The sequence below is a fragment of the Cupriavidus sp. HMR-1 genome (assembly GCF_000319775.1).
Lineage (GTDB): Bacteria > Pseudomonadota > Gammaproteobacteria > Burkholderiales > Burkholderiaceae > Cupriavidus > Cupriavidus metallidurans.
In genome coordinates this window covers 28,796-50,492 of record NZ_ANKP01000031.1, presented here as the reverse complement: position 1 = coordinate 50,492, position 21,697 = coordinate 28,796, and the positions used below count along the sequence as shown (strand labels likewise).

The 21,697-nt window shown below is 62.4% G+C and carries 25 protein-coding genes and 1 tRNA gene; 23 read left to right on the top strand and 3 right to left on the bottom strand.

All coding sequences use genetic code 11. The features are described 5' to 3' along the window. From bcsA to D769_RS04280, 22 genes are all read left to right on the top strand, one after another. Positions 1–2,512: UDP-forming cellulose synthase catalytic subunit (bcsA, locus tag D769_RS04380; RefSeq protein ID WP_008642454.1), on the top strand; the 2,512-nt coding region annotated here is incomplete at its 5' end. A gap of 27 nt (positions 2,513–2,539) precedes the next feature. Then, a complete protein-coding gene (gene bcsG / locus D769_RS04375) occupies positions 2,540–4,102 on the top strand; it encodes a cellulose biosynthesis protein BcsG (protein ID WP_008642453.1) in 1,563 nt (520 codons plus the stop codon). Next, positions 4,099–4,326, top strand: a complete 228-nt coding sequence (gene bcsR, locus D769_RS04370) for a BcsR/BcsP family cellulose biosynthesis protein (protein ID WP_008642451.1) — start codon at positions 4,099–4,101, stop codon at positions 4,324–4,326. The genes bcsG and bcsR overlap by 4 nt, the downstream gene beginning before the upstream one ends. A gap of 217 nt (positions 4,327–4,543) precedes the next feature. Beyond that, a complete protein-coding gene (locus tag D769_RS04365; protein ID WP_008642448.1) occupies positions 4,544–5,719 on the top strand; it encodes a SpoIIE family protein phosphatase in 1,176 nt (391 codons plus the stop codon). A 35-nt stretch (positions 5,720–5,754) separates the two neighbouring features. Then, positions 5,755–6,327 carry a SiaB family protein kinase gene (locus tag D769_RS04360; RefSeq protein WP_008642446.1) on the top strand — a complete coding sequence of 191 codons (573 nt, stop codon included), beginning with the start codon at positions 5,755–5,757 and terminating at the stop codon, positions 6,325–6,327. A 21-nt stretch (positions 6,328–6,348) separates the two neighbouring features. Beyond that, the gene (locus D769_RS04355; protein WP_008642444.1) at positions 6,349–6,738 is read left to right on the top strand and encodes a DUF1987 domain-containing protein; all 390 of its coding nucleotides are present in this window, start codon (positions 6,349–6,351) and stop codon (positions 6,736–6,738) included. A 26-nt stretch (positions 6,739–6,764) separates the two neighbouring features. Further along, positions 6,765–7,478 (top strand): GGDEF domain-containing protein, encoded by a 714-nt coding sequence (locus tag D769_RS04350; RefSeq protein WP_008642441.1) that lies wholly within the window; start codon positions 6,765–6,767, stop codon positions 7,476–7,478. Positions 7,479–7,581: 103 nt separating this feature from the next. After that, positions 7,582–7,845: a hypothetical protein gene (locus tag D769_RS04345; protein ID WP_008642440.1), complete on the top strand. Its 264-nt coding sequence runs from the start codon at positions 7,582–7,584 to the stop codon at positions 7,843–7,845. Between the two features lie 61 nt (positions 7,846–7,906). After that, positions 7,907–7,997 (top strand) — tRNA-Ser (locus D769_RS04340). A 164-nt stretch (positions 7,998–8,161) separates the two neighbouring features. After that, positions 8,162–9,388 carry an integrase arm-type DNA-binding domain-containing protein gene (locus D769_RS04335; protein ID WP_081596768.1) on the top strand — a complete coding sequence of 409 codons (1,227 nt, stop codon included), beginning with the start codon at positions 8,162–8,164 and terminating at the stop codon, positions 9,386–9,388. Next, positions 9,385–9,777 carry a hypothetical protein gene (locus D769_RS04330; RefSeq protein WP_008642436.1) on the top strand — a complete coding sequence of 131 codons (393 nt, stop codon included), beginning with the start codon at positions 9,385–9,387 and terminating at the stop codon, positions 9,775–9,777. The genes D769_RS04335 and D769_RS04330 overlap by 4 nt, the downstream gene beginning before the upstream one ends. A 114-nt stretch (positions 9,778–9,891) precedes the next feature. Next, positions 9,892–10,146: a hypothetical protein gene (locus D769_RS04325; RefSeq protein ID WP_008642434.1), complete on the top strand. Its 255-nt coding sequence runs from the start codon at positions 9,892–9,894 to the stop codon at positions 10,144–10,146. Between the two features lie 90 nt (positions 10,147–10,236). Then, positions 10,237–10,542, top strand: coding sequence for a hypothetical protein (locus D769_RS04320; protein ID WP_008642432.1), 306 nt, complete (start codon positions 10,237–10,239; stop codon positions 10,540–10,542). Position 10,543: 1 nt separating this feature from the next. Next, a complete protein-coding gene (locus D769_RS04315) occupies positions 10,544–11,230 on the top strand; it encodes a helix-turn-helix domain-containing protein (RefSeq protein WP_008642430.1) in 687 nt (228 codons plus the stop codon). Then, positions 11,227–11,598, top strand: a complete 372-nt coding sequence (locus tag D769_RS04310) for a hypothetical protein (RefSeq protein WP_008642428.1) — start codon at positions 11,227–11,229, stop codon at positions 11,596–11,598. Before D769_RS04315 ends, D769_RS04310 begins: the two co-directional genes overlap by 4 nt. Further along, positions 11,595–11,810 carry a hypothetical protein gene (locus D769_RS04305; RefSeq protein ID WP_008642425.1) on the top strand — a complete coding sequence of 72 codons (216 nt, stop codon included), beginning with the start codon at positions 11,595–11,597 and terminating at the stop codon, positions 11,808–11,810. The genes D769_RS04310 and D769_RS04305 overlap by 4 nt, the downstream gene beginning before the upstream one ends. Beyond that, positions 11,807–12,034: a hypothetical protein gene (locus D769_RS31740; protein WP_008642424.1), complete on the top strand. Its 228-nt coding sequence runs from the start codon at positions 11,807–11,809 to the stop codon at positions 12,032–12,034. Before D769_RS04305 ends, D769_RS31740 begins: the two co-directional genes overlap by 4 nt. A 191-nt stretch (positions 12,035–12,225) precedes the next feature. Then, on the top strand, positions 12,226–13,116 hold the full coding sequence (locus D769_RS04300) for a hypothetical protein (RefSeq protein WP_008642422.1): 891 nt from the start codon (positions 12,226–12,228) through the stop codon (positions 13,114–13,116). Next, positions 13,113–13,340 (top strand): hypothetical protein, encoded by a 228-nt coding sequence (locus D769_RS04295; RefSeq protein WP_008642420.1) that lies wholly within the window; start codon positions 13,113–13,115, stop codon positions 13,338–13,340. Before D769_RS04300 ends, D769_RS04295 begins: the two co-directional genes overlap by 4 nt. Before the next feature lie 26 nt (positions 13,341–13,366). Then, a complete protein-coding gene (locus D769_RS04290) occupies positions 13,367–14,407 on the top strand; it encodes a phage major capsid protein (protein WP_008642419.1) in 1,041 nt (346 codons plus the stop codon). A gap of 293 nt (positions 14,408–14,700) precedes the next feature. Then, positions 14,701–15,225 carry a hypothetical protein gene (locus tag D769_RS04285; RefSeq protein ID WP_152414929.1) on the top strand — a complete coding sequence of 175 codons (525 nt, stop codon included), beginning with the start codon at positions 14,701–14,703 and terminating at the stop codon, positions 15,223–15,225. 66 nt (positions 15,226–15,291) lie between these two features. Next, on the top strand, positions 15,292–16,851 hold the full coding sequence (locus D769_RS04280; protein WP_152414928.1) for a hypothetical protein: 1,560 nt from the start codon (positions 15,292–15,294) through the stop codon (positions 16,849–16,851). A gap of 119 nt (positions 16,852–16,970) precedes the next feature. Here D769_RS04280 and D769_RS04275 read toward each other — a convergent pair whose 3' ends face one another. Together D769_RS04275 and D769_RS30855 are read right to left on the bottom strand one after the other, a co-directional pair. Beyond that, entirely contained in the window at positions 16,971–17,459 is a 489-nt protein-coding gene (locus tag D769_RS04275) for a hypothetical protein (protein ID WP_008642413.1), read from the bottom strand. A gap of 283 nt (positions 17,460–17,742) precedes the next feature. Beyond that, positions 17,743–18,345 (bottom strand): hypothetical protein, encoded by a 603-nt coding sequence (locus tag D769_RS30855; RefSeq protein WP_008642411.1) that lies wholly within the window; start codon positions 18,343–18,345, stop codon positions 17,743–17,745. A gap of 858 nt (positions 18,346–19,203) precedes the next feature. Between D769_RS30855 and D769_RS04265 the strand changes: the two genes are divergently transcribed. Further along, the gene (locus tag D769_RS04265; protein WP_008642409.1) at positions 19,204–19,668 is read left to right on the top strand and encodes a hypothetical protein; all 465 of its coding nucleotides are present in this window, start codon (positions 19,204–19,206) and stop codon (positions 19,666–19,668) included. Positions 19,669–20,031: 363 nt separating this feature from the next. Here the strand turns inward: D769_RS04265 and fliD are convergent, their stop codons facing one another. Further along, on the bottom strand, positions 20,032–21,528 hold the full coding sequence (gene fliD / locus D769_RS04260; protein ID WP_008642407.1) for a flagellar filament capping protein FliD: 1,497 nt from the start codon (positions 21,526–21,528) through the stop codon (positions 20,032–20,034). Positions 21,529–21,697: the final 169 nt, after the last annotated feature.

Here is a 21,697-nt window from a genome sequence, read left to right as displayed (position 1 = left end):
GGCGCTCGGCGTGGCGCGCACCGCGAATGCCGGCAACTGGCTGCTCCGCCTGTTCTTTCGCCCGCCTCGGCCGGGCAAGCGCGACATCCCGGCGGAATGGGCCGCGCAGGTTCACAAACGCGCCATGACCCGGCTCGGCATCGGCAAGCGCCAAAGCACGGGCGCGTGGCTGTGGCGCCTGTTCATCCGCCCCCCAAAACCTCGACATCGACTGGCTGCCGATCCGCGCAAGCAGCGTTCGATGGCCGATCCGGAGCGCGACAACTGGCTGCGCCGCTGGCTCGATCGGGTACTCGAGCCCGTCTGGAATACGACATCGCGACTGCACCACCAATTCTTGTCGATCCTGCCTCGACCGGACTGGAATCGAGTGGCCTATTCGCTCGAGTCACTTGCCGCGCAGGTCGGGCGTATTCCATTTGTCCTGCCGATCTCCATGATCATCGCAGCCATCGCCACCGTCGTCATCGGCACCACGCCGCTGACGTTCGCGAGCCAGATGCTGATGTTCGCCGTGGTCTGGGCCATACTGATCGTCGTGCGGCGCATTCCTGGGCGGCTGGCCACGATCACGATGATCGCCGTCTCCATGCTGATGGCCGTGCGCTATATCTGGTGGCGCTCCACACAAACGCTGCAGTTCGCCACCACGACCGAGGCCGTGATCGGTTACCTGCTCTACGCAGCCGAGTGCTACACGTGGCTGGTGCTCGCGCTGAGCTACCTGCAGACCGCCTGGCCGCTGCACCGCAAGCCAAAGCCGCTGCCGGCTGACTCGTCTCTATGGCCGACCGTCGATGTCTTTATCCCGACGTACAACGAATCACTCGCCGTGGTCCAGCCGACGGTGTACGCGGCGCGCAGCATGGACTGGCCCGCCGACAAGCTGCGCGTCTATATCCTCGACGACGGCCGCCGGCCGGCGATGCGCGAGTTCGCCGAAGCGGCGGGCGTGGGCTACATCACGCGCGACAACAATCGCCATGCCAAGGCCGGCAATATCAATCAGGCGCTGCCGCGCACCAGCGGGGACTACATCGCGATTTTCGACTGCGACCATATCCCCACGCGCTCGTTCCTGCAGATGACCATGGGCGAGTTCCTGGACGATCCGAAGTGCGCGCTGGTGCAGACGCCCCACCACTTCTTCTCGCCCGATCCGTTCGAACGCAATTTCGACACCTTCCGCCGCGTGCCGAACGAAGGCAGCCTTTTCTACGGCCTGATCCAGGACGGCAATGACCTCTGGAACGCCACGTTCTTCTGCGGCTCCTGCGCGGTAATCAAGCGCGCGCCGCTGCTCGAGATCGGTGGCATCGCGGTAGAGACCGTCACCGAGGACTCGCACACTGCACTGAAACTGCACCGCCGTGGCTACAACAGCGCATACCTGCGTACCGTGCAGGCCGCCGGGCTGGCCACCGAAAGCCTGTCCAGCCATATCGGCCAGCGCATCCGGTGGGCACGCGGCATGGCGCAGATCTTCCGTCTGGACAATCCGCTGCTTGGCAAGGGCCTGACGTTGTTCCAGCGCCTGTGCTACAGCAATGCGATGCTGCACTTCTTCTACGGCATTCCACGGCTGATCTTCCTGACCATGCCGATCGCGTATCTGTACTTCGGGCTGCACGTGATCAATACGTCGGCGCTGATGATCATGGCCTACGTGTTGCCATACCTGCTGATCGCCAACGTCACCAACTCGCGACTTCAGGGTCGCTACCGACATTCGTTCTGGGCGGAAGTCTACGAGTCCGTGCTGGCGTGGTACATCGTGCTGCCCACCACGGTGGCCTTCATCAATCCGCGCGCCGGCAAATTCAACGTAACAGCCAAGGGCGGGCAGATTGCCGACGACTATCTGGACTGGACTATCTCCAAGCCCTATCTGGTACTGCTGGCGCTGAACGTGGCCGGCCTTGTATTCGGCGTGCTCCGCCTGCTGTTCTGGGGCACCGAAGAGCCGGCCACCGTGCTGATGAACATGGGATGGGCCACGTTCAACCTCATCATGCTCGGCGCTGCCGTTGGCGTGGCCCGCGAGGCGCGGCAGGTACGCGTGTCGCACCGTATCCCGATGCGCGTGCCGGCCACTCTGCTGCTGCCCGATGGCCGCACGATCGCGTGCAAGACCGAGAACTATTCGATGGGTGGCCTGGGCATGGTGCTGCCAATCGACGTGCCACTGGTCGAGGGCGCGCCGGTGGGCGTATGTCTGTCGCGCGGATCGCGAACCTATCACTTCCCCGCCGTGGTCACCCGCAATATCAATCGCCACCTTGGGGTGCGCATGGACGATCTGAGCGTCGAGCGCGAAGCGCAGCTGATCCAGTGCACGTTCGGCCGCGCCGACGCATGGATCGACTGGCTCGACGACGAGCGCGTCGATGCCCCGCTGCGCAGCTTCAAGGAAGTCGTTGAAATGGGCTATCAGGGCCTGCTGCGGCTCTACGACGCCTTCGTCGATGCCGTCGAGCTGGTGACCGCGCGACGCCGCTCACGTCTGCCCTGACCGCCCCGAACCCCTAAGCGAGACCCCATGGGACTCTGGAACCTCTACTTCCTCGCCAAGATCTACCTGTTCCATACCGGGCAGATGCAACCGATATGGCTGCTGAACCTGGTCTTCGCCCTGCTGCTGGTGATACCGCTCGAGTCGCGCATTCTGCGGGTGCTGCGGCAGGTCATCGCCATCGGCGCCGGCGCGGCGCTGGCGTGGCGGGAATCCACGCTGCCGCCGTTCGCGCGCCTGCTCACGGAGTTTTCCAACATCCGCACCTTCACGCCCGGATACCTGGTGGAGCTATTCCAGCGCTTCGTGCCGGTGGAGATGGTGGTGGCCGTGGTGCTGGTGGTCCTGGTATACCTGCTGATCAACCGATGGATTCGCACCACTACGTTCGTCCTGCTTGCCTTGATCGCCATGCCGATCTGGTATGGCACGGGTATCACGCTGCCGGGCGCGAAGGCTCAGCAAGCAACAGCGCAATCCGACGGATCGCCGCGCGCGGATATCAACGCCACCAACAACTACGACGCCATCCTGGCCGCGTTCCGCCAGCAGGAAGCCCAGCGCACCGCCACCTTCTCGCCGCTCACCGCAACGCCTGACGCGCAGTTCGACATCATCGTGCTGCACATCTGCTCGCTGTCGTGGGATGACCTTGACGCGGCCAAGAGCCTCAATCACCCACTGCTGTCGCGCTTCGACTACCTGTTCAAGAACTTCAGCTCCGCCGCCAGCTATAGCGGTCCGGCCGCCATCCGCCTGTTGCGCGCGTCATGCGGCCAGCAGCCGCACAAGGATCTGTACGACCCCGCGCCCGCCGAATGCCACCTGTTCGCCGATCTGGCCCAGGCCGGCTTCACGCCGCGCATCCTGATGAACCACGATGGCCGCTTCGACAACTTCCGCAACTACGTGGAGACCGAGATCGGCATTCAGGGCGTGAAGATGGAATCGACCGACGGCGTGCCGGTGGCCATGCGCGCCTTCGACGACTCGCCGATCCTGGACGACTTCAATACCTTTGACCACTGGTACAAGCAGCACCTGGCGCAGGACAAAGGCCCCGTGGCGCTCTACTACAACACGGTCACGCTGCACGACGGCAATCGCCTGCCCGACAGGCGCCTGACCAGCATCGAGTCCTACCCGCTGCGCCTGAAGACGTTGCTCGACGATGTCGACCGGATCATCGACACCATCAGCAAGTCCGGCCGCAAGGCCGTGGTGATCTTCGTGCCCGAGCATGGCGCGGCGCTACGCGGCGACAAGAACCAGATCTCGGGGCTGCGCGAGATTCCCACTCCCAACATCATCCACGTGCCCGTGGGCGTCAAACTGGTCGGCCTGCCCACCACGGCAACGCCGCAGCCGGTAACCATCGACGCGCCGACGAGTTTCTTCGGATTGTCACAATTGGTGTTCAATCTCGTGGCCGACAGCCCGTTCCGCCAGGGGGCGCCCGATCTGGCGCACTACGTCGAGGATCTTCCGCAGACCCAGATGGTCGGCGAGAACGAAGCGACGCTGACGATGAAACGAACCAACGGCTATGTGATTCACACACCGGACGGCGTCTGGGTGGAGCAGCAATGAGCAAACCCATCGGGTCCCGCAAGGCGGCCACGGCCTACAGCGACATCGACATGCTGGCCCAGCATGTGGACGGCTTCGACGCGCAGCAGTACTTCGACCAGCAAATTGAAGTGGAAACAGTGGCCGCCGCGCAACGCTGGCCTCTGCTGGCCCGGGTGATGGGGTGCTCGGCATTGGCCGACGCGGAGCCGTCGGTTGCCGTCGGCCCGAGCGGTGGCGGCTGACGGTCGCCCCCCCTCCCCAAAGCGCTACGCCCACCATCCCCCGCCAGTAGGGAAGCAACATTGGCCTTCGGGGCCAAAGTGTCACGGATTCGTCATATCGCCTGCCTAGACTCTGGGCCACTTTCCACACAGTGTCCCTCCCGTCATGTCTGGCGTACTGGTCGACCCTTCCGCTGCCCGTCCGCGCTTCCGACAGCCATGCGCCGAAGACCTGGCCATGCCGACCCCGTCTGTCACCACCGACCAGACGAACCAGGATGTGCTGGAGGTCTTTGCCGCCCATCGCGACCTGGCCTGCCTGCCCGTCACCGAGCAAGGCAAGCCGATCGGCCTGATCAATCGGTCGATCTTTCTGTCGCAGATGAGCAAGCCCTATCATCGCGAGCTCTACAACCGCAAAAGCTGCATCGCGTTCATGGACAAGGAGCCGCTGATCGTCGACGCGGCCATGAGCATTGACGCACTGACGTTCCGAACCGTGGAATACGGTGAAAAGGCGCTGGCCGACGGCTTCATCATCGCGCGCGACGACCAGTACATCGGCCTGGGGCAAGGTCTGCAACTGATGCGCGTGGTGGCGGACATGCAAGCCGAGCGAAATCGCCAGATCATGCACAGCATCGACTATGCGAGCACGATCCAGCGCGCGATGCTGCGTGCCTCGCGCGAGATGCTGGGCGCCACGCTGCCCGACGCCGCACTGGTATGGGAACCGCGTGACGTGGTCGGCGGCGACTTCTACCACTTTGCCGCCTTCGAGGACGGCTGGTTCGCCGCGCTGGCCGACTGCACCGGCCACGGCGTGCCAGGCGCATTCATGACGCTGATCGCCTCGTCGCTACTCACGCAGGCCATCGAGCAGATCGGCCCGCGTGACCCCGGCGCGCTGCTGATGGCCGTAAATCGCGGCATCAAGCAGATGCTCGGCCAGAACGACCGCGAGCCGCGTGAATCACCGAGCGCGTCGGAATCCGACGACGGCATGGACGCGGCCTTCTTCTGGTTCGACAACGCCACGCGCCAACTGACCTTCGCCGGCGCCAAGTCATCGCTGTTCGTGCTGCAACCCGCCGACGCCGAAGGCGAGATGGTCAACGGCGCGCGCATGGGTGTCGGCTACGTCGATACCGATATGGCATTCACGTGGCAGAACAACGCCGTTCCGACCACGTCCGGCACGCTGGTGTTCGTCACCACCGATGGCCTGATCGATCAGATCGGCGGCCCGAAGGAAATCGCCTTCGGCAAGCGCCGGATGCGCGAGGCGATCTGCGCCAATCGCGCCGCATCAGCGACGCAGATCAGCCAGGCCGTGCAGGATGCCCACCGGGACTGGCAAGGCACGCAGCGCCGACGCGACGACCTGACTTTCTTCTGTTTCCGCGCGCCGTGACGCCATCCGGCCGCACCGCGCCCATTCGCCAACACATGACCGCCGCACAATCGATTGACAATGAATATGAGCCCTTCTTCGCGATGGCTCGGGAACGCAACGTGATCTTCTACTACGTCGGCTATTTTTCGCAGAACATCATCGCCGCGATGTCCGACGCGGTGCGCCTGCAGCTTTCCGTCAGCGGCGTGGACGGCGCCACGCGCCGCAAGCTCTTCTCGTCGTTCGTGGAGATGGCGCAGAACATCGTGCACTACTCGTCCGATTCGCTGACATCGCCATCGCAAGCCGACGGTCATCTGCGCCACGGTTCCGTCTGCATCAGCATGGTCGACGAGCACTACCGCCTGATGTGCTCGAACCCGGTGTCCACCGCGCGCGTGGCGCAACTGCGCGGCACGCTGGAACGCGTGCGCACCATGACGCTCGACGAGATCAAGCGCGCCTACAAGGAAACCCTGCGGGCCGAGGTGCCGGAGGGCAGCAAAGGCGCCGGTCTCGGCATCCTGACAATGGCGCGCGATGCCAGCGCCCCTCTGGAGTACAACTTTCAGCCGATCGACTCCGATCCGGTCTCGACGATGTTCCAGCTCGTCGCCACCATCTGAGCCCATCGGAAAGAGCCCGCCATGGAAAACCTGTTCATCGCCGCCACGCCAAGCTCGCCCGAAGTGAGCTTCGACTTCACGCGGCACGTTCTTTCGCTCAAGGGTGAGTCCTACCCCGAAAATGCCGCCGTGTTCTACGGCGAAGCCGTCACGCGCCTGCGCAAGTACCTGTCCGATTGCGATGGCGCGTCCGTCACGGTCAACGTCGCGCTGACGTACTTCAACAGCTCCAGCACCAAGATGCTGTTCAGCATGTTCGACGCGCTGAACGAGGCCGCCGAACGTGGCAACGCGATCCGCCTGCACTGGTTCCACGACGAGGACGACGACACCATCCTCGAGTTCGGCCAGGAACTGCACGCCGATTTCCCCGCCATCGACTTCATCGACGAAGTGACGACCAGCAGTTGAATCCCCCTCTCGCTACCGTCGCCACCATGCCCGAACCCGATCTGTTCGAATCGGAGAACAGCGTTCTGGCCCACGCCAGGTCCGTGTTCTGCGATGTCGACGCGGGCGAGGAAGCCTATCGTCACACCCTTGGCCAGCTCATCAGCTACTACGAGCGGCTGATGCGCGAGACGCGCCGCCTGATCCGGCGCAGCGACCGCGAAGAGCTGGAAATGAACCGGCTCAACCACCGGTTGCAGGAACTGGCCCAGGAACTCGAATACCGCGCCACGCACGACACACTGACCGGCGCGCTCAACCGCGGCGCCGTCATCGACCGCGCCACAGCAGCGCTGGCGCGCGGCAGCCTGGCGCTGATCGTGATCGACATCGACCACTTCAAGCGCCTGAACGATGACTTCGGCCACCCCGTGGGCGATGCGGTGATCTGCGGCGTCACGGCCTGCCTGAAGGACACGGTCCGCATGGAAGGCGTGATCGGACGCATGGGCGGCGAGGAGTTCGCTGCGCTGCTGCCCGACTTCACGATCGACGCGGCCGCTACGTTGGCCGACCAGATGCGTCTGGCCATCGCCGGACATCGCTTCCCTGCCCCCGTCAACCGCGAGGTCACCGCCAGCTTCGGCGTGAGCTGGTCACCGCAGGGCCGCCCGTTCGAGCACGCTTACGGCCGCGCGGACGAGGCGTTGTATGAAGCCAAGCGAGGCGGGCGGAATCGGGTAACGCAGGCGCGGGAGTGACTGGCATCGTCCAGCCAGTGCCCACTCGTCCGAGGGGTGAAGCAATCGCCGGCACAGCCCGATAGATGAGGGGTCTTGTGCCGCATCCGTTATCCGTCACCTCATGGGCGCTCTCCTCATCATGCTGGGCTACTACGCTGCCGCCTACGGCTGCGTCTGGCTCATCGGCCGAATCTGTCCCCCGCTAGGCAACCTTGTTGTCAGATTCCGCTACCTCGTCGGCCTGGCCGTCCTCGTCTACTGGTTTCACTCGCTCTCCGGCTGGCAAGGGAAAGGCGTGCCATCGACGCTCTTCTTCCTGGCGATCATGCTGTGCCTGCTGCCAAAGTCCCTGAGGTTCGGAAAAGGAGGGCGAGCCAGCGAGTAAGACGTTGCACATGCGCGACGCTGGACAGCCGGAGCGGCTCTGCTATAATCGCGGACTTCCCGGAGAGATGGATGAGTGGTTTAAGTCGCACGCCTGGAAAGCGTGTATGGGTTAATAGCCCATCGGGGGTTCGAATCCCCCTCTCTCCGCCACACCCCCTTCCCGCAGCACCAATCCCCACCTAGAAAATCCCCGCGAAGCCTTATTCGGCAAGGCTTTCCCATGTTCGGCTCGGTACTTCGACGTACTCCAAGGTACTTGGAGTATCATTCCTCGTTGTAGGCTGAATTGTGTACGCCATTCCGAGGGGATTGCGATGGGAAAACGGTTGACCGAACGGCAGTGCGCTACGCTGCCCCCTGGTCGATATGGCGACGGTCTGGGACTGCAGCTCCAAGTGCGCAGCGAGCGGGCGCGAGCGTGGATCTTCCGGTACCGCGACGCCAGCGGCAAGGACCGGCATGTGGGCCTCGGTCAATGGCCCGTTGTCAGCCTTGAGGAGGCCCGCGCCGCCGCCTTGGACATGCAGCGCATGCGCCGCGATGGCCGCGACCCCTTTGCCGAACGCAAGGCCGCTGATGCCCGCGTGACGACCACGGAAATGCTCACATTCAAGCAGGCCGCCGCCGCTGTGATCGACATCCGCCGGCCCACATGGTCAAACGACAAGCACGCCGCGCAGTGGGAAACATCGCTCGCCACCTATGCCTATCCGAAACTCGGGGACGTGAATGTGTCTCTGCTGGATACCGGGCATTTCGTGGACGTGCTGACGCCGCTATGGGTGTCAAAAATGGAAACTGCCCGCCGGCTGCAGCAGCGTTTGAGCGCCGTTATGGAATACGCCGCCGCTAAGGGGCTGCGCAGCGGCGCGAATCCGGCTTCGCTGGAGGCGCTCAAGGACCTGCTGCCAGATCAAAAGACCATCCGCACCAAGAATGCGGACAAGGCTGTCCAGCACCATGCCGCGCTGCCATGGCAGGACGTGCCGGCATTCCTCGTGGATGTCCGCCAGCGCGAGGCACTCGCCGCTCGTGCGCTGGAGCTGGCCGCGCTCACGGCGCTGCGTACCGGCAACATCATCGGCGCCCGGTGGGCCGATATCGACCTTGAGCAAGCCGTCTGGCGCATTCCTGCAGCGCAGATGAAAGCCCGCTCGGATCATTTGCTTCCCCTCTCGAAACAGGCGGTCGCGCTTCTCAAGGCCCTGCCGCGCACGGGCGAATTGGTGTTTGAGGTGGACGGCAAGCCAATGAGCAATGGCGCCATGCTGGCGCTGCTCAAGCGCATGAAGCGCACGGGGCAGGTGACCACCCACGGATTCCGCTCGTCGTTCATGGACTGGACAGGTGAGGCGACGAACCACGAGATTGACGCGGCCCGTGCTCAACTGGCCCACAACCTCGGGGACAAGGTACGCCTCGCCTACCAGCGTGGCACGTTGCTCCAAAAGCGTGAGCAGCTCGTGCAGGATTGGGCGGACTTCTGCGACGGCAAAGCCATCCCTTCTAAGGTGGTAAATATCGACAGGGGCGCAGCATGAGCACCGACGATACTGCCGGTTTCATCGTGGTGACGGCGCTATCCAATGCGCTGGCGTTCTGCCGGACCCTGCCTGACGTGACCTGTAACCCGGACGTGCTCGCGCTCGTAATCGATATGGAGGCGTTCCTTGACCGCAATGCCGATGACCTCGGCGCCCGTCCGGAAAATCTGCTTGAGCGCCTCGGTGCCCTGCGTATGGGCAGGAGTAACGCCAAGACGGATGCGCGCAGTGGAGCGGAATGGTTTTTCTGGGCGTTCGCCAAGTTCCCGGACCGTGCCGGCTTTGCCAGCGTCACCGACATGGAAAACACTGTCGCCACGAAATTCGGGGTGAACCCTCGCACCGTCCGGCGCTGGCACGGACTGTGGGAAAAAGCCCATCCGTAGGGATATACCCTCGGGCAAATTCATTTGTCCGTAGCACTGGCTCAATCGGTTTTCTAAACCTGCAGGTACCCCCGCGTACGTCAAAGTACCCCGGTGACTTCAGGAGATTCGACCATGAGCCGCCCTAAGAAAGCCACCCTGCGCAAGCTGATTAACCTAGCAGCAGCATCCGCCGCCGCCGGTCTGGATGACGTGAAACCTAAGCTCCAGCGCCTCCCCCGAGATTTCCCCGAGCCTGTTTATCCAAATCGGTTGCCTCATTTCTTTGAGGACGAGGTGGCCGAGTGGCAGGCAAAGAGGGCTGCCGAGCGCCCGTCCGTGAAACGCGCCAAAGCCCGCGCCACCCAGGCCGCCGACACCCCCGCGTAAGCCCCGCTTCCCCTGAATCACAAGCCCCCGCCGGCCTTCCCACCCGGCGGGTACGGGGAGCGTTTTGCCAAGAATCCAGCGGAGGGAGACATGTCGAGCAAGGACGTTTTGGACAGATACCGCAATGTCGAGGAGCGGAGCTATGGGGAATGGATCGCGCGTAAGGCTTGCCCGCTGTGCCAGGGTGACACCCTCATCCGCGAGGACGGGGACGGGCAAACGGACATTCACTGCCGCAATTCGTGCCCACCGTTGCAGATCCTGGCGGCGCTCGGGTTGTCGCCCCGCGTGCTGTGGCCGACAAGGGGCAAGGTGTACCACGCCCCGGACCCGGACTGGTGGACCAAGCCGCGGCGCTATGGTGCCGGCCCGCTGCCTCCCATGGAGGAGCAGTGACATGGCCTATGGACTGGTACCGCTCGCCATGAGGATGAACCTGGACGCGGGGGTCCGGCTGGCGCTCATCCTGCTGTGCGATATCGCTGTCCCGTCCGAGGCTGATTTCATTGCCACCGCCTCGGACAGGGTGCTTGCCGCCATGCTCGGGACGACGGAGAGCGCGGCGCGCAAGCTGCGAACGCGCCTTGTTGAAGCTGGATTTGTCAAACGTGGCCGGCGCCAATCGCAATGGCTCATCACCATCCCTGGCAAGGCGGCTATCAATGATGTCGTGCGCGGCAACTATGTCGCGCTCGGCGGCACGGCTGCAGGGGCTCCGGTAATTGGAAAAGAGTGGCGCATTGAGCGTAGGGACGAGGCCTCAAAGCCTACCGGAAAGGCTGCCGAAAAAGCCCATGGAGGGGCGGTTTCGTTGTCTCGAAAAAGCCCATGGCGTCCTACGAAAAAGCCCATGGAGGGGCGGACTTTGGAGCCCTCTAATAAGGGTTTACAGAGAACAACGGAAAACTCAGGCGCCGGACCCGTTTTCGCACCCGAGGATTTCGAGCAGCTCGGTAGTGGCGATGCGGCGGAGGGCTGGCTTGCAGGAAAGGGATTGCGCGGCGCAGCGAAACAGGGGCCGACACCGAACGACGACACGGGAGCGGCCCCGCCCGCCGGTGACCTCTCGGGGATGATCGGATGACCGCCGCCCGCTACCTGCCCCCAGAACTTGTGGCGTGCCGCCGCAGGCAGGGCATTGCGTGGATCGAGCGATGTGCAGACCTGGAGGGCTGGACCGCCGCCCGCCTAATTGCCGAGCGCGAGGATTTCAGCGCCACCCCCTTGCAAGCCATTGAGGCAGAGGTGGAGCGCTGGCGCGCGAGGATGTGGGAGGGCATGGAATCGCGCGGGCTCATCCCCGAGCACCGCCGCTCACACCCATCTGACCCGGTCACGCCCGAGCCGCACGTGCGCAAGCCCCGGGGCCTCGCCAAGCATCTTGTGCGCAAGCCGCCCAGGTCAGCACCAGGCACGCAGGCCGCCCTATTCCCCGACGAGGAGGCCGCATGATCGCCCGCCGCGAGGAGCCGGATTACCCACCCATCCACGCCTGCGAGGTGTGCCGCGCCTTCCGCCGGCATGAGGACGGCCGGGGCCTGTGTATGGCGCTCATCACGGCAATGGCCGATATCGCGGAGCGCGACAGGGCCTTAAAGGGCACGAACGCCCGCAACCGATGCAGGCACTACCGCCTGCCACAACCCCGAGGAGAGCAACGATGACACGATGTGTTTTCTGCCGCGACCCGGGACCCCCACAGGCCGTGACGGAGCGATGGCTTGCCGTCCGAGGCTACTCGGACACCACGGCGTTCTGCTGCCCGCCCTGTGCACGGTTCCACCCGGTCCAATGGCTGGAGCTGGTCGGCTACGCGTTGGAGGTGCCGCGTGCTGGACAGCCACTCCGCACGCTGGCCGCCGCGCTCAAGTCCCTGCGGGCCGGCTGATTGCTGCCTCGGGCTGGCTTTTCCCGCCTGCCGCCCTACACTGCAACCCTGAAACAATCCTCCCTGGCGACGGGTAATCCGGTCCAGGTCACCCCAAAAAGGTGCCCTATGCGACCCGGCTCCCGTCACCGCCGCAAGAATCCCCTTCCCATTCCCGACGATGACACCCCGACCGATGCGGAGGTGTCCTGATGCCGCGCGCCCCGAAACCAGAGCGCCGGCTGTCGTACGTGGTGCTCGACGTGAAAACCGAGGAGCGCGCCGGCAAGCCCCAGCTCGGCCGCCCGCCCAAGGTTTACAAAGATGAGGACTTTGCCGCCCTCCGCGAGCGCAAGCGCAATGTCCCCGCCAGCGATGTGCGGGCGCCGATCTACCGCGCCAGTGGTGACGATTCTTCCGGATTCCGGCACGGCAACTACAACCCGGGCCCGCCCGTGGAGCGCAATTGCCCCATCTGCCGGCAGCAATTCACACCGGCCGCCGCAGGCGAGGGCAAATGCCCAAGCTGCAAGGCTGCTGAATCGGCGCAGGCCGCCGCCATGTCCGGCACCTATCGGCCCGCTTTCCGGGGCGCACTGCCCGAACCCGCACCGGCCACGACCGAACCACAAGCCCGTCCATGTCATCGCCGCGGTGGTGGCAGCGGATCCGCCGGCCGCTATCGCCTCGTGCTGGATATCGCGGACGGCGCCGCCGGCACTTACAGCCTGGTTTCCGCCTGGCCCGCGAGCGCGCCGCAATTGCGCTGGTTTCAACCTGTCGCCAGTGAGGACGTGATTGTCACGCGTGATGGCCGGCGCTTTGACGTGGGTCTCTCGCTGGAGGACTTGTTCCGCCGCGCGTACCAGCTCGGCAATGCCATCCATCACGATCGGTACCGGCTGCTGGTGGACGGACCCGATATCACGTGCCATTGCAATGGCCTGTCCGAGCTGCAGCGCGCCGCCATTCTCGTGCGGGTGTATGGCGAGTTCTGGGGCGCGATGCAGGGGGCGATTTACGGCGTGGAAATTGCCGGCCTCATGGCCCGAGTGGGCCTGAAACTCGGGCACGGTGACTCATTGCAGGAGGGCAAGGCATGAACGCCGCAGATGTGAAATTCGTGGAGGCCATGGTGCAGGCCAGCGCCGAGGGTCTTGCGCAGGGTATGGGCGAGCAGCTCAGGGCGCAGGCCGACCGCATCCAGCAGCTTGAGCAGCAGGTGGCATTGATGCAAAACGCCCTAGCGCAGTCCGGCCAGAAATTCGTGCTGCCCGCCGGCGAGCACCAGCCGCTGTCATTCACCACCACGCGCCGCCGCGCGTGATGTCACACATATTCCAAGGAGTCACCATGTCCCGCAATCCACAGTTGCCCACCATGCGCTCGTCTGTGCTCGGCCACGCCTTTGCCATTGCCGTGGTGGCCCACGCCCGCAAGTGGAGCAGCGATGCCGCGCGTGAGGTATTCCTGCAGAAGTCAGACCCGTCCGGGCTGGCCGTCCTCATTCTCAAGGCCGCGCAGAACCCGGCCGACAGCGTTACGTCGGATTGGGCCAGCGGCCTGATTTCGCCGCAGATGGTGCTTGATTACATCGGCACGCTGCCGCAAACAGCCGGCGCGCAGATTCTCGGACTCGCCCAGGTGCAGACGCCGCTCTATCAGGATTCGCGGCTGATCTATCGCCAGACGCTCGACGGTACGCACCAATGGGTTGTCGAGGGCGGCCCAATCCCCGTGGTGCAACTCGACATTGGCGCCGGCACGCTGGTGCAGGGCAAGCTGTCTGCAATCGTCGTGGCAACCACCGAGCTAATCGATGCCCCGAACGCGGCCAGCACGCTGGAGCAACTGCTCGCGGAGGACGCGGCATTGTCGCTGGATACCGCGCTTCTGTCGGACACTGCGGCGACGGATCACCCCGAGGGCCTGCTTGCCGGCGCGGTGTCCGTCACGGGTAGCGCCAGCGCAGAAAAGGATGTCAAGGCGCTACTGGAGGCGGTACCCGACATCTTACGGCCGGTGTTCGTGTCGAACCGCGCGCAGAGCGTGGGGCTGTTCGCGTCGAGTCTCGCGGCCAATGGCCGCCTTGTAGATTGTCCGCTGCTGTACTCGCCCAAGCTCAAGGACGGCGAATTGATGGTGATGGATGCGCAGGACTTCGCCACGGCCGGCGGCGCCTCGCCGCAGATCGAAACGCGGCGTGAGGGCTTTCTGCACCTGGACGACAATCCCCAGCCCATCGCTCCGGCAACGGGCGGCACTGCAGTGCTGGCAAGTCCCACCAGCAGCATCTATCAGCAGGACCTTGTGGCAATCAAAAGCCGCCTGCCGCTCGGCTGGGGATGGCGCCGCACGGGCCGCGTGGCGAAACTGACCGGGGCGACGTGGTAGGGATCACCCCTCAATGGTGGGGTGGCCATGCCGGCGACAGATCACAACGCCATGGCGGATCAGGCACAGGCAGGCCCTCACCCACAGAGGCCACCCTCCCGGCGCTCCTGGCGCGCTTAAACGCGTTGCGGATTTCGCGGCGAGCGGCGGTGACATCAAGCATGCGGGGGCAGCGACGAAAAATCCGCATGAGGCCGGCAACCGGCCCTCGTACCTCCCAATTTTTGAAATCCGCAAAACAGCGCCCCAAAAAGCGAAGGGTTGTTATGCAAATGGGAATAATCGTGGGTGCCATGAAATTCGGAAACGCCGCGCGGGGCTTCCTTCATTGGCGGCACGGGCTGCTCCATCGCGCTGCGACGGCCCACGAGGAGCTTCTCGTACTGTCGCTTCCGGCTGACGAGCGCCACGTGCTGCAGCGGGTCGGATGCAATGACCCGCTGTGGTGGCATGATTATCTGCAGGCCAGCGGGCCGGGAGCACGCCACGCGCTGGCCGGATTCGTACCGTGTAGCGTGGCTGTGGAATCCGCTATCGTTACCGCGGTGGCACACGCTGCCCGCGAGCATCTCGCATTTCACGTGAGCGCGGTCTATGAGCACATCGGGGACTGCTGGCGCGAGCCCGTCGAGCGGTGGGGCGTGGACATGGACGTGGCTGAGGCCGTAGATGCCGAGCTATCGCACCTCGTACAGGGCCGGCTACTCGCGCGATTGAGCAGAGACGTCTTCCAAGTGCGCGTGCAGGTGGGGCCGGACGCGCTACTGGCTGTCCGGCACGCCCGCGATGAGGCCCTCGCATCCTGGCGATGTCTGTAACTCCAACCGATTCCAACTGGCCGGGGGGAGGCAAGGAGTCGCAGTGTCACGAAAAATACGACGCCCATGGCTCATTTTCGCCTCACCAGGGCGAATGCCCGCGCAAAATTGAGACCCTACTTCGCAGGAAAAACGGTGGACGCCGCCGGCTACAATGCTTGTCCGAAAAGAAGAAATCCGGATGAAACAATGGGCGAGGCACGTAGGAGAGGATCTCGCGCGCAGCGCGAAGCAGAAGCCATCAAACGAAACAAGCAGGCATTGGCCGTCGAAATGGGGTTGGCGGACGAACACGATCCCATCCGTCTGGCGCTGATCGCAGGTCTGGACGCATTCAAGAACCGTATGACAGCCTCAGAATGGTCCCAGCGTCGAGGCCAAGTGCTAGAGCATCTAAAGAACAGAAGGAAAGGTTCGAAGCTCGCGGAGGCAGAGTCGATCCGGGTTCGCGAGGATGAAATGGGCTGGTACTTATTTCTTTGCGAGCAATCCATCTACGATCCTCTATGTGTGGACGTAAGTCAGTCTCAGCGCATTCTTCCATACTTTGCTAGTCTCGGATTACGGTGGCACCACGCGCGCGAAATCGTCGGCATCGAGAGGAAGCTCGATGAATTGCTCCATGACTATCGAAAACATCCCGACGGACACTTCTTCGAATTGCTTGTGGCGCTGTCATATGCGGAAGCCGGCTGGAGGGTGACCTTCATCGAAGAGGTACGAGGCGAGAAAAATGCCGACATACACGTGGTACGGGGGAAAGAAGAGTACTTTGTCGAATGTAAGCGCATGAGCCGGACAACCGACTACTCAGTGAAGGAGAGAAATCGATTCCTGGAGATATGGCATGCAGGCAGAGACGCGCTTGTAAAAAATCAGCAGTGGATTTGGTTCAAAGGCACTTTCCACAAGGACCTCTTTGAATTGCCGGATTCCTTTCTGCTTGACCTCTGGAAAACGTCACTCCCCTTAGGGCTTGGTGAGAGAGTTCTCGTCAACAACGAAGCGGCAACGATCAAGGCGCGACTCATCGACCGCTCAAGCGTCATCAGGCACTTCCGGGAATTCAAAGTCAAAATGAACTCGCCAATGTTTACACGAGTCATCGGAGGAGATTGGGCCCCGGATAATTCGTCTGTCACGCTCCTACCGCTCGTTCAGATTTCTCATGTACAGGGATGCGAGGCACGAGAACTCGGCATGTATGTGGAGGAGGTTGGATTCGCATGCGGATTTACTCGCGAAACTGACTCGGAGGTCTCCATCGATAAGAAAGCCAAGGACGTAAAGAAGCTTCTCTCTGAGGCAGTGAGACAGGTGCCAAACGATAGGCCCTCTATTATTCATCTTGCAGCCGAAACCATGGAGGGTGGAGATGTCGAGCGTCGCAGGACGGAGAAGCTTGAGGACCTCATGCGAAGCTTCAGCTTCGAGGGAAAACCGGTAAAGCTGGTGCGATTTCATAGGCTGCAATCACATCAGCGCACCAATATGCAATTCGAAATTGACGAGACAGTGGATACCCTGCATGGACACGAAATGAATGTTTCCGCGACCCCTCGTCAAGTCGTCGTGCCATACGGTTCTAGCGTCCAGCAGATTGCTCATTGGGATTTGCCTATCTGACCAGATCGCCGCAGCGCATCGCTGGACGGTTGGAATTGGCCGGTCGCTGCCCTGAGACGATGGCCGCCCGTTAGAGTCGCTCAGTCAGCATGGGTTCTTTTTGTTACTAGCATGTTCGCCTAATCCTGCACGTGAACCCGATGGAATATCTCTGTGACGGCCGTCTTGACCGCCTCAGGATTTTTCTCATGCTCCTCGGGATGGGCGTACTTCAGCATGTAGCCCGCTATCATGCTTGTGATTGCATTTGCCTCGGTACGAACCCACTGCGCGAGCTGGATCACGTCCGCATAGCTGGCGGGGTCATTGTCCTCGTTCGCGGGCCAGCCATTGCGAAGAAACCAGCGGTGCATGAGTTCGTTGCGGTGATCAATCAGCGTGTTTAGTCGGTCCTCTAGATCTGCCGCAATCTGCCCGCGCTGCGAGAGTGCCTTTACCACGTTCGCAGTCGCTGTTTTGTACCGTCCAGCTTCGATCATCCCGCCCGTCGCCTCAAGGTACGCGGGGTCGGTGATCATCTTGAATCCTTCGTGGATCGACACGAAGGTCACCTCGAACATTTGCATCGCGATCACTGCGCGCCCGATCTCGGCGTAAGCCCGCTCCATACGTTTCTCCCCTTAGTGAGGCTGCGCGTGAATTGTACAGACGTACCGGTCCGGCCTACTCCTGCGTGTAGCTTGTGTAAAGCTCCGATTCCGCGCGATATCTGGCGGCACGATTCCGGCCGCGTCAGCCCACCAAGCGCAACCGCGTGATTTTCTTCGGCCAGCACGAGGACCCCGCGACATGGCCGCTGCTGCCGAGTAGCTTGCGGAGCAGCTCAAGCCACGGGGAAACCACCCCAATCCGGTCACGATTGACGCCTGACCAATGAAGGAATGCTACGAATTAGCTTACCGAGTTTCCTGTAAGTGGCTGAACCTCCAGCCCATCCCTCGCCTCAACCTTACTAAGTATCTTGGCAGCAAGTTCGGCTCCTTTCACTCGCCCGACTACGACTTGGTACCCGGGCGCGAATGTGTTCGCATAGAGCCTGACGTTAGCCACTACAAGCAACTCGTTTAAGTTACCTAGAAACTCTGTCCCCAAGTTGTAACCGAAAGGCTGCGGTACGTGCTGACCTGCCGCATTTCCCACAAGGTAGGAGACGTTTTGCTTTTGTCCCAAAATGTAGGGAAGGCAGATCGGCTCAAAGTCTCCGGGGTCTACAGTCGTGAGAGCCTGACAGAAGCCAATCTTCAGAAGCAACCTGCCGAAGTCTTGTGGAACATGTTGAAACTTCACGGCCAGATTGTCTGGATACTTAGCAAGATGCGTGGTGCGACGCGCCTCATCGTCGATCGCGAGAAAAGTCCAGGTGTTTGAAGTATCAATGTCGTCGGGCAAACCCAGCAGGATGCCCGGAATGTTCATTTTGTAGAACACCAAGACAGCGGGATACTCGTTGGCTGGGATTCGGAGGGTTCTGCCTGACATGCGAAGATCAGGCATCTCAATGTGGGATCTCCGCTCCTTCTTTCGTCGAGTTGGTGCGCCATAGCTCGTTCGCGCATCACCCCAGAGTCCTCTTGCGACGCGCTGCTCAAACTTTTTAGTGACATCGGCGCAAGCAAGGCAACTAGCCTTGCGCAAAACATGCTGTCCGCCAAGCGCAAGCGGAACGATATGCTCATCGGTAAGACGGGATGTACTGTCGCCACAGTATATGCATGCCCCTCTACCTTCGTAGTACGTGGGTCCGTGTGCCATCGGCCGTGGTTCGGAGGTTGCGGAAAACGAACAGCATCTCAACCCTTTCACAGGGCATGCACCCCCAAAAAGGGGTATCGAAGCTAGGGGAGGCCGCGAAGGGGCATAACGGCCCGTCCTCATTCACCTCAAAATCGCCATTTTTGTAGGCCGCATTGTAGGCCGAATGACGACAAAAAGTCGGAAAACCGCCTGCAGTAAGGTTTTGCGGGTAGCCGTTGCAATCCCCTTCTCTCCGCCACAGATTTCGAGAAACCCCGGCAGATCCCAGGATCTGCCGGGGTTTTTTTGACCTGTCGATCAGCCGATCCCCGCTGCGGGAATCTCCTTCCGGCACCCCGTCACGCATACACCGCACCTGACGCACCCCTCGCCCGTGCCGCTTTCATGTATCCACTCTGTACTGTCGTGTCGAGTCCGGATGCACAAGTACTGGTGCTTTCGTACAAGCCTGTATCCGGTCATCACAAACGGTTAAATGCCAAGTGAAGTCCTGTCAGTTCTGCCTCTGGCGGCCTGAATGCCCTTGCTAACGTGCAACCGCTCCCCGGTTCTTCACGGCGGTAGCTCACCTAAACAACGCATTCAAGGAAACAGCACATGTCTTCGATCAGCAGCCTGTCTTCAAGCACCGGTTACCTGCCGGCCGCCACCAGCCAGAACAATGCCGCGCAACGGCGCGCCGACTTCCAGCAGATCGCGCAGGACCTGCAGAACAACGATCTGAGCGGCGCCCAGCAGGCCTACTCGGCGCTGCAGCAAACCGGCGTGGATACCAGCACGACCGCTTCGGTGTCAGGCACGTCGGGTACCTCCAGCACGTCAAACAGCTCGCCGCTGGACGCACTCGGTCAGGCCTTGCAAAACAATGATCTGAGTGGTGCCCAGCAGGCGCTGGCCAAGCTCAAGCAGGCCCATCATGGCGGCGGTCATCACCATCATGGTGGCGCGGCCCCCGCACAGGCCATCGCGAGCACGTCCTCCACGGACGCGAGCAATTCGCTGGCAGTCGAAGCGAGCGCCGCCGCAGTGCCGGCTGGCTCGATCATCAATACGCTGGCCTGATCTGCGCCGGTCGTGCGTGGTCCTTCCGGGTCCTCGCCATGACCGGCCGAGAGGCGCGCGGCAGGGTGTCGTGTGCCGCGCAAACGACACCCTGGATGACGTTGCTACCAACCACGTATAGAAAGGCAGGCAACGGTCCCATGCGACAGGCCGGCGGCGCGGGGCGTCAATGCGACCGGACTCCTTGACACCCGCGCGGTGTGACCAGGGCGCGTACTCGCGTTGAGTGTGGCTGCCCGGCAGTTTCCCCACCAAAACGATCAGCCCTTCTGCCCTGTCCCCTGACCGTGACCCTGTGCGTCGGACACAGGGTCACGGCAGGCACCACCGTTGCCAGACGGCAGTGCCATCGCTCGTCCGACGTTATCCCTTGCTACTGCTGGACGAGAACTGCTGCGTCAGGTAGGCACTGGTGCTCTGCATCTGCGACATGATCACGTCGAGCTGCGTGAACTGCGCCTTGTAGTTGGCGATGTCCGCGTTGATCTGCGTCTGCGTCTGATCGTACTGATTGCTCAGATCCTTGAGTGTGTTGTTGATGCCTGCGGTTGCCGTGGTCACCGCACCGGTGCTACTGGTCAGGTTCTTGACCCACGTGCCGATCTGATTGCCATAGCCACTTACGCCATCGGCGTTGCCGAACAGGTTGCCCACCGCGCCGGCATTGTTGTTCAGCGCCGTGGTCAGCTTGCTGGTGTCGAGCGCCAGCGTACCGTCGTCCTGGAACGAGATGCCGATCTGCGAGAGCGTGCTGAACGCGTTGTTCGCCTGGGGCGTATTCAGCAGGCTGCGCAACTGCGACTGCATGATGCTCAGCGTGGAATCACCGGTCAGCGGTGAAGCCGTCTGTGTGGAGGGGTCATACGCAGACAGCGAGGCAGAGGTGCTCTGCAGGTTGTTGTACGCGGTGACGAATCCCTGTATGCCCGTCACGATCGAGCTGGTGTCGCGTTGCACCGAGACGTTGCTGGTACCTGTCTGCGCCAATGTCATGGTCACGCCGGCCACCGCGTCGCTCACGGTGTTGCTGGTGCTCTGGATGGCGATATTGTTGACAGTGAGCTGGGAATTCTGGGCAGCAACGGTCTGCTGCAGGTTCTGCGTGCCGGCAGGATCGTATCCAACAAGGTTCGCTAGCGCCGTGCCGCCATCGGTTTCATTGACCGAAAGCCGCACGCTGTTGGTGGCACCCGTATTGTTCGAGTTGATCACAAGGCGGTAGGGTGTACCAGAGCCGTCGTTGATGATGCTTGCGGTGACGCCGGCATTGGCGTTGTTGATCGCGCTGGCGATGCCCTGCAGCGTGTTGTGGCTGCTGTCGATCGTGATGTCGACGCCGGTGCTGGCGCTGTTGGCCGTGAACGTGGCCCCGGTGTATGTGCCGTAGGTGCCGCTGGACGCATTGCTGTCAAGCGTGCCGCCGGTGATCGAACCGAAATCGACATGGATGGTGCCGGTGCCGATGGCAGCGGTCTGGTTGGCCTGTCCCTTCGAGACGAGCGATTGCGCCTGCGCGAGTTGCGTGACGTTGACCGCATAGTTGCCGGTGGCCGCCGTATTACTACCGGTTGCGCTCAACACGGCGGTGTTGCTGGAACTGGCAGTCGTTGCCTGGAAGAAGGACTGACTGGCAAGCTCGCTGGCCGAGCCCTGGAAGGCCGCCAGCATGCTCTGGATCTGCCCATATGCGGAGAGCTTGGTCTGGTAGCTCTGCTGCTCCTGGGTGATCGCGGTCAGCGGTGCCTGTTCGGCCTGAGTGAGCTGGTCGAGCAGGGAACTCAGGTCAAGTCCGGAGCCAACGCCGAGGTTGGATATCAGGCCGGAGCTTGAGGCGGAAGTCGTACTGGATGTCGTAGTCATGACTCGCTTCTGGTGAGGGGATATATCGTCTGGGACGATATCGAGCAGCCTGAGCAATGCTCAGGTTCTGCAACCAGGCTATTGCTTGTTCTGCACGCAATAACCCGTCATCACCATAGCAACGAGAAACTGGCGCTTATTGATGAATTGGCGCCGCTTTCGCCGGCAT

Excerpts from the sequence above, each read along its gene's own strand:
- D769_RS04265 (WP_008642409.1), top strand. The coding sequence starts at position 19,204 with ATGTCTTCGATCAGCAGCCTGTCTTCAAGCACCGGTTACCTGCCGGCC.
- D769_RS31740 (WP_008642424.1), top strand. The coding sequence starts at position 11,807 with ATGACACGATGTGTTTTCTGCCGCGACCCGGGACCCCCACAGGCCGTG.
- D769_RS04280 (WP_152414928.1), top strand. The coding sequence starts at position 15,292 with ATGGCTCATTTTCGCCTCACCAGGGCGAATGCCCGCGCAAAATTGAGA.
- D769_RS04315 (WP_008642430.1), top strand. The coding sequence starts at position 10,544 with ATGGCCTATGGACTGGTACCGCTCGCCATGAGGATGAACCTGGACGCG.
- D769_RS04350 (WP_008642441.1), top strand. The coding sequence starts at position 6,765 with ATGCCCGAACCCGATCTGTTCGAATCGGAGAACAGCGTTCTGGCCCAC.
- D769_RS04360 (WP_008642446.1), top strand. The coding sequence starts at position 5,755 with ATGACCGCCGCACAATCGATTGACAATGAATATGAGCCCTTCTTCGCG.
- D769_RS04275 (WP_008642413.1), bottom strand. The coding sequence starts at position 17,459 with ATGGAGCGGGCTTACGCCGAGATCGGGCGCGCAGTGATCGCGATGCAA.
- D769_RS04320 (WP_008642432.1), top strand. The coding sequence starts at position 10,237 with ATGTCGAGCAAGGACGTTTTGGACAGATACCGCAATGTCGAGGAGCGG.
- D769_RS04355 (WP_008642444.1), top strand. The coding sequence starts at position 6,349 with ATGGAAAACCTGTTCATCGCCGCCACGCCAAGCTCGCCCGAAGTGAGC.
- D769_RS04365 (WP_008642448.1), top strand. The coding sequence starts at position 4,544 with ATGCCGACCCCGTCTGTCACCACCGACCAGACGAACCAGGATGTGCTG.
- D769_RS04310 (WP_008642428.1), top strand. The coding sequence starts at position 11,227 with ATGACCGCCGCCCGCTACCTGCCCCCAGAACTTGTGGCGTGCCGCCGC.
- D769_RS04330 (WP_008642436.1), top strand. The coding sequence starts at position 9,385 with ATGAGCACCGACGATACTGCCGGTTTCATCGTGGTGACGGCGCTATCC.
- D769_RS04335 (WP_081596768.1), top strand. The coding sequence starts at position 8,162 with ATGGGAAAACGGTTGACCGAACGGCAGTGCGCTACGCTGCCCCCTGGT.
- D769_RS04295 (WP_008642420.1), top strand. The coding sequence starts at position 13,113 with ATGAACGCCGCAGATGTGAAATTCGTGGAGGCCATGGTGCAGGCCAGC.
- D769_RS04305 (WP_008642425.1), top strand. The coding sequence starts at position 11,595 with ATGATCGCCCGCCGCGAGGAGCCGGATTACCCACCCATCCACGCCTGC.
- fliD (WP_008642407.1), bottom strand. The coding sequence starts at position 21,528 with ATGACTACGACATCCAGTACGACTTCCGCCTCAAGCTCCGGCCTGATA.
- D769_RS04300 (WP_008642422.1), top strand. The coding sequence starts at position 12,226 with ATGCCGCGCGCCCCGAAACCAGAGCGCCGGCTGTCGTACGTGGTGCTC.
- D769_RS30855 (WP_008642411.1), bottom strand. The coding sequence starts at position 18,345 with ATGCCTGATCTTCGCATGTCAGGCAGAACCCTCCGAATCCCAGCCAAC.
- D769_RS04290 (WP_008642419.1), top strand. The coding sequence starts at position 13,367 with ATGTCCCGCAATCCACAGTTGCCCACCATGCGCTCGTCTGTGCTCGGC.
- bcsR (WP_008642451.1), top strand. The coding sequence starts at position 4,099 with ATGAGCAAACCCATCGGGTCCCGCAAGGCGGCCACGGCCTACAGCGAC.
- D769_RS04345 (WP_008642440.1), top strand. The coding sequence starts at position 7,582 with ATGGGCGCTCTCCTCATCATGCTGGGCTACTACGCTGCCGCCTACGGC.
- bcsG (WP_008642453.1), top strand. The coding sequence starts at position 2,540 with ATGGGACTCTGGAACCTCTACTTCCTCGCCAAGATCTACCTGTTCCAT.
- D769_RS04325 (WP_008642434.1), top strand. The coding sequence starts at position 9,892 with ATGAGCCGCCCTAAGAAAGCCACCCTGCGCAAGCTGATTAACCTAGCA.
- D769_RS04285 (WP_152414929.1), top strand. The coding sequence starts at position 14,701 with ATGAAATTCGGAAACGCCGCGCGGGGCTTCCTTCATTGGCGGCACGGG.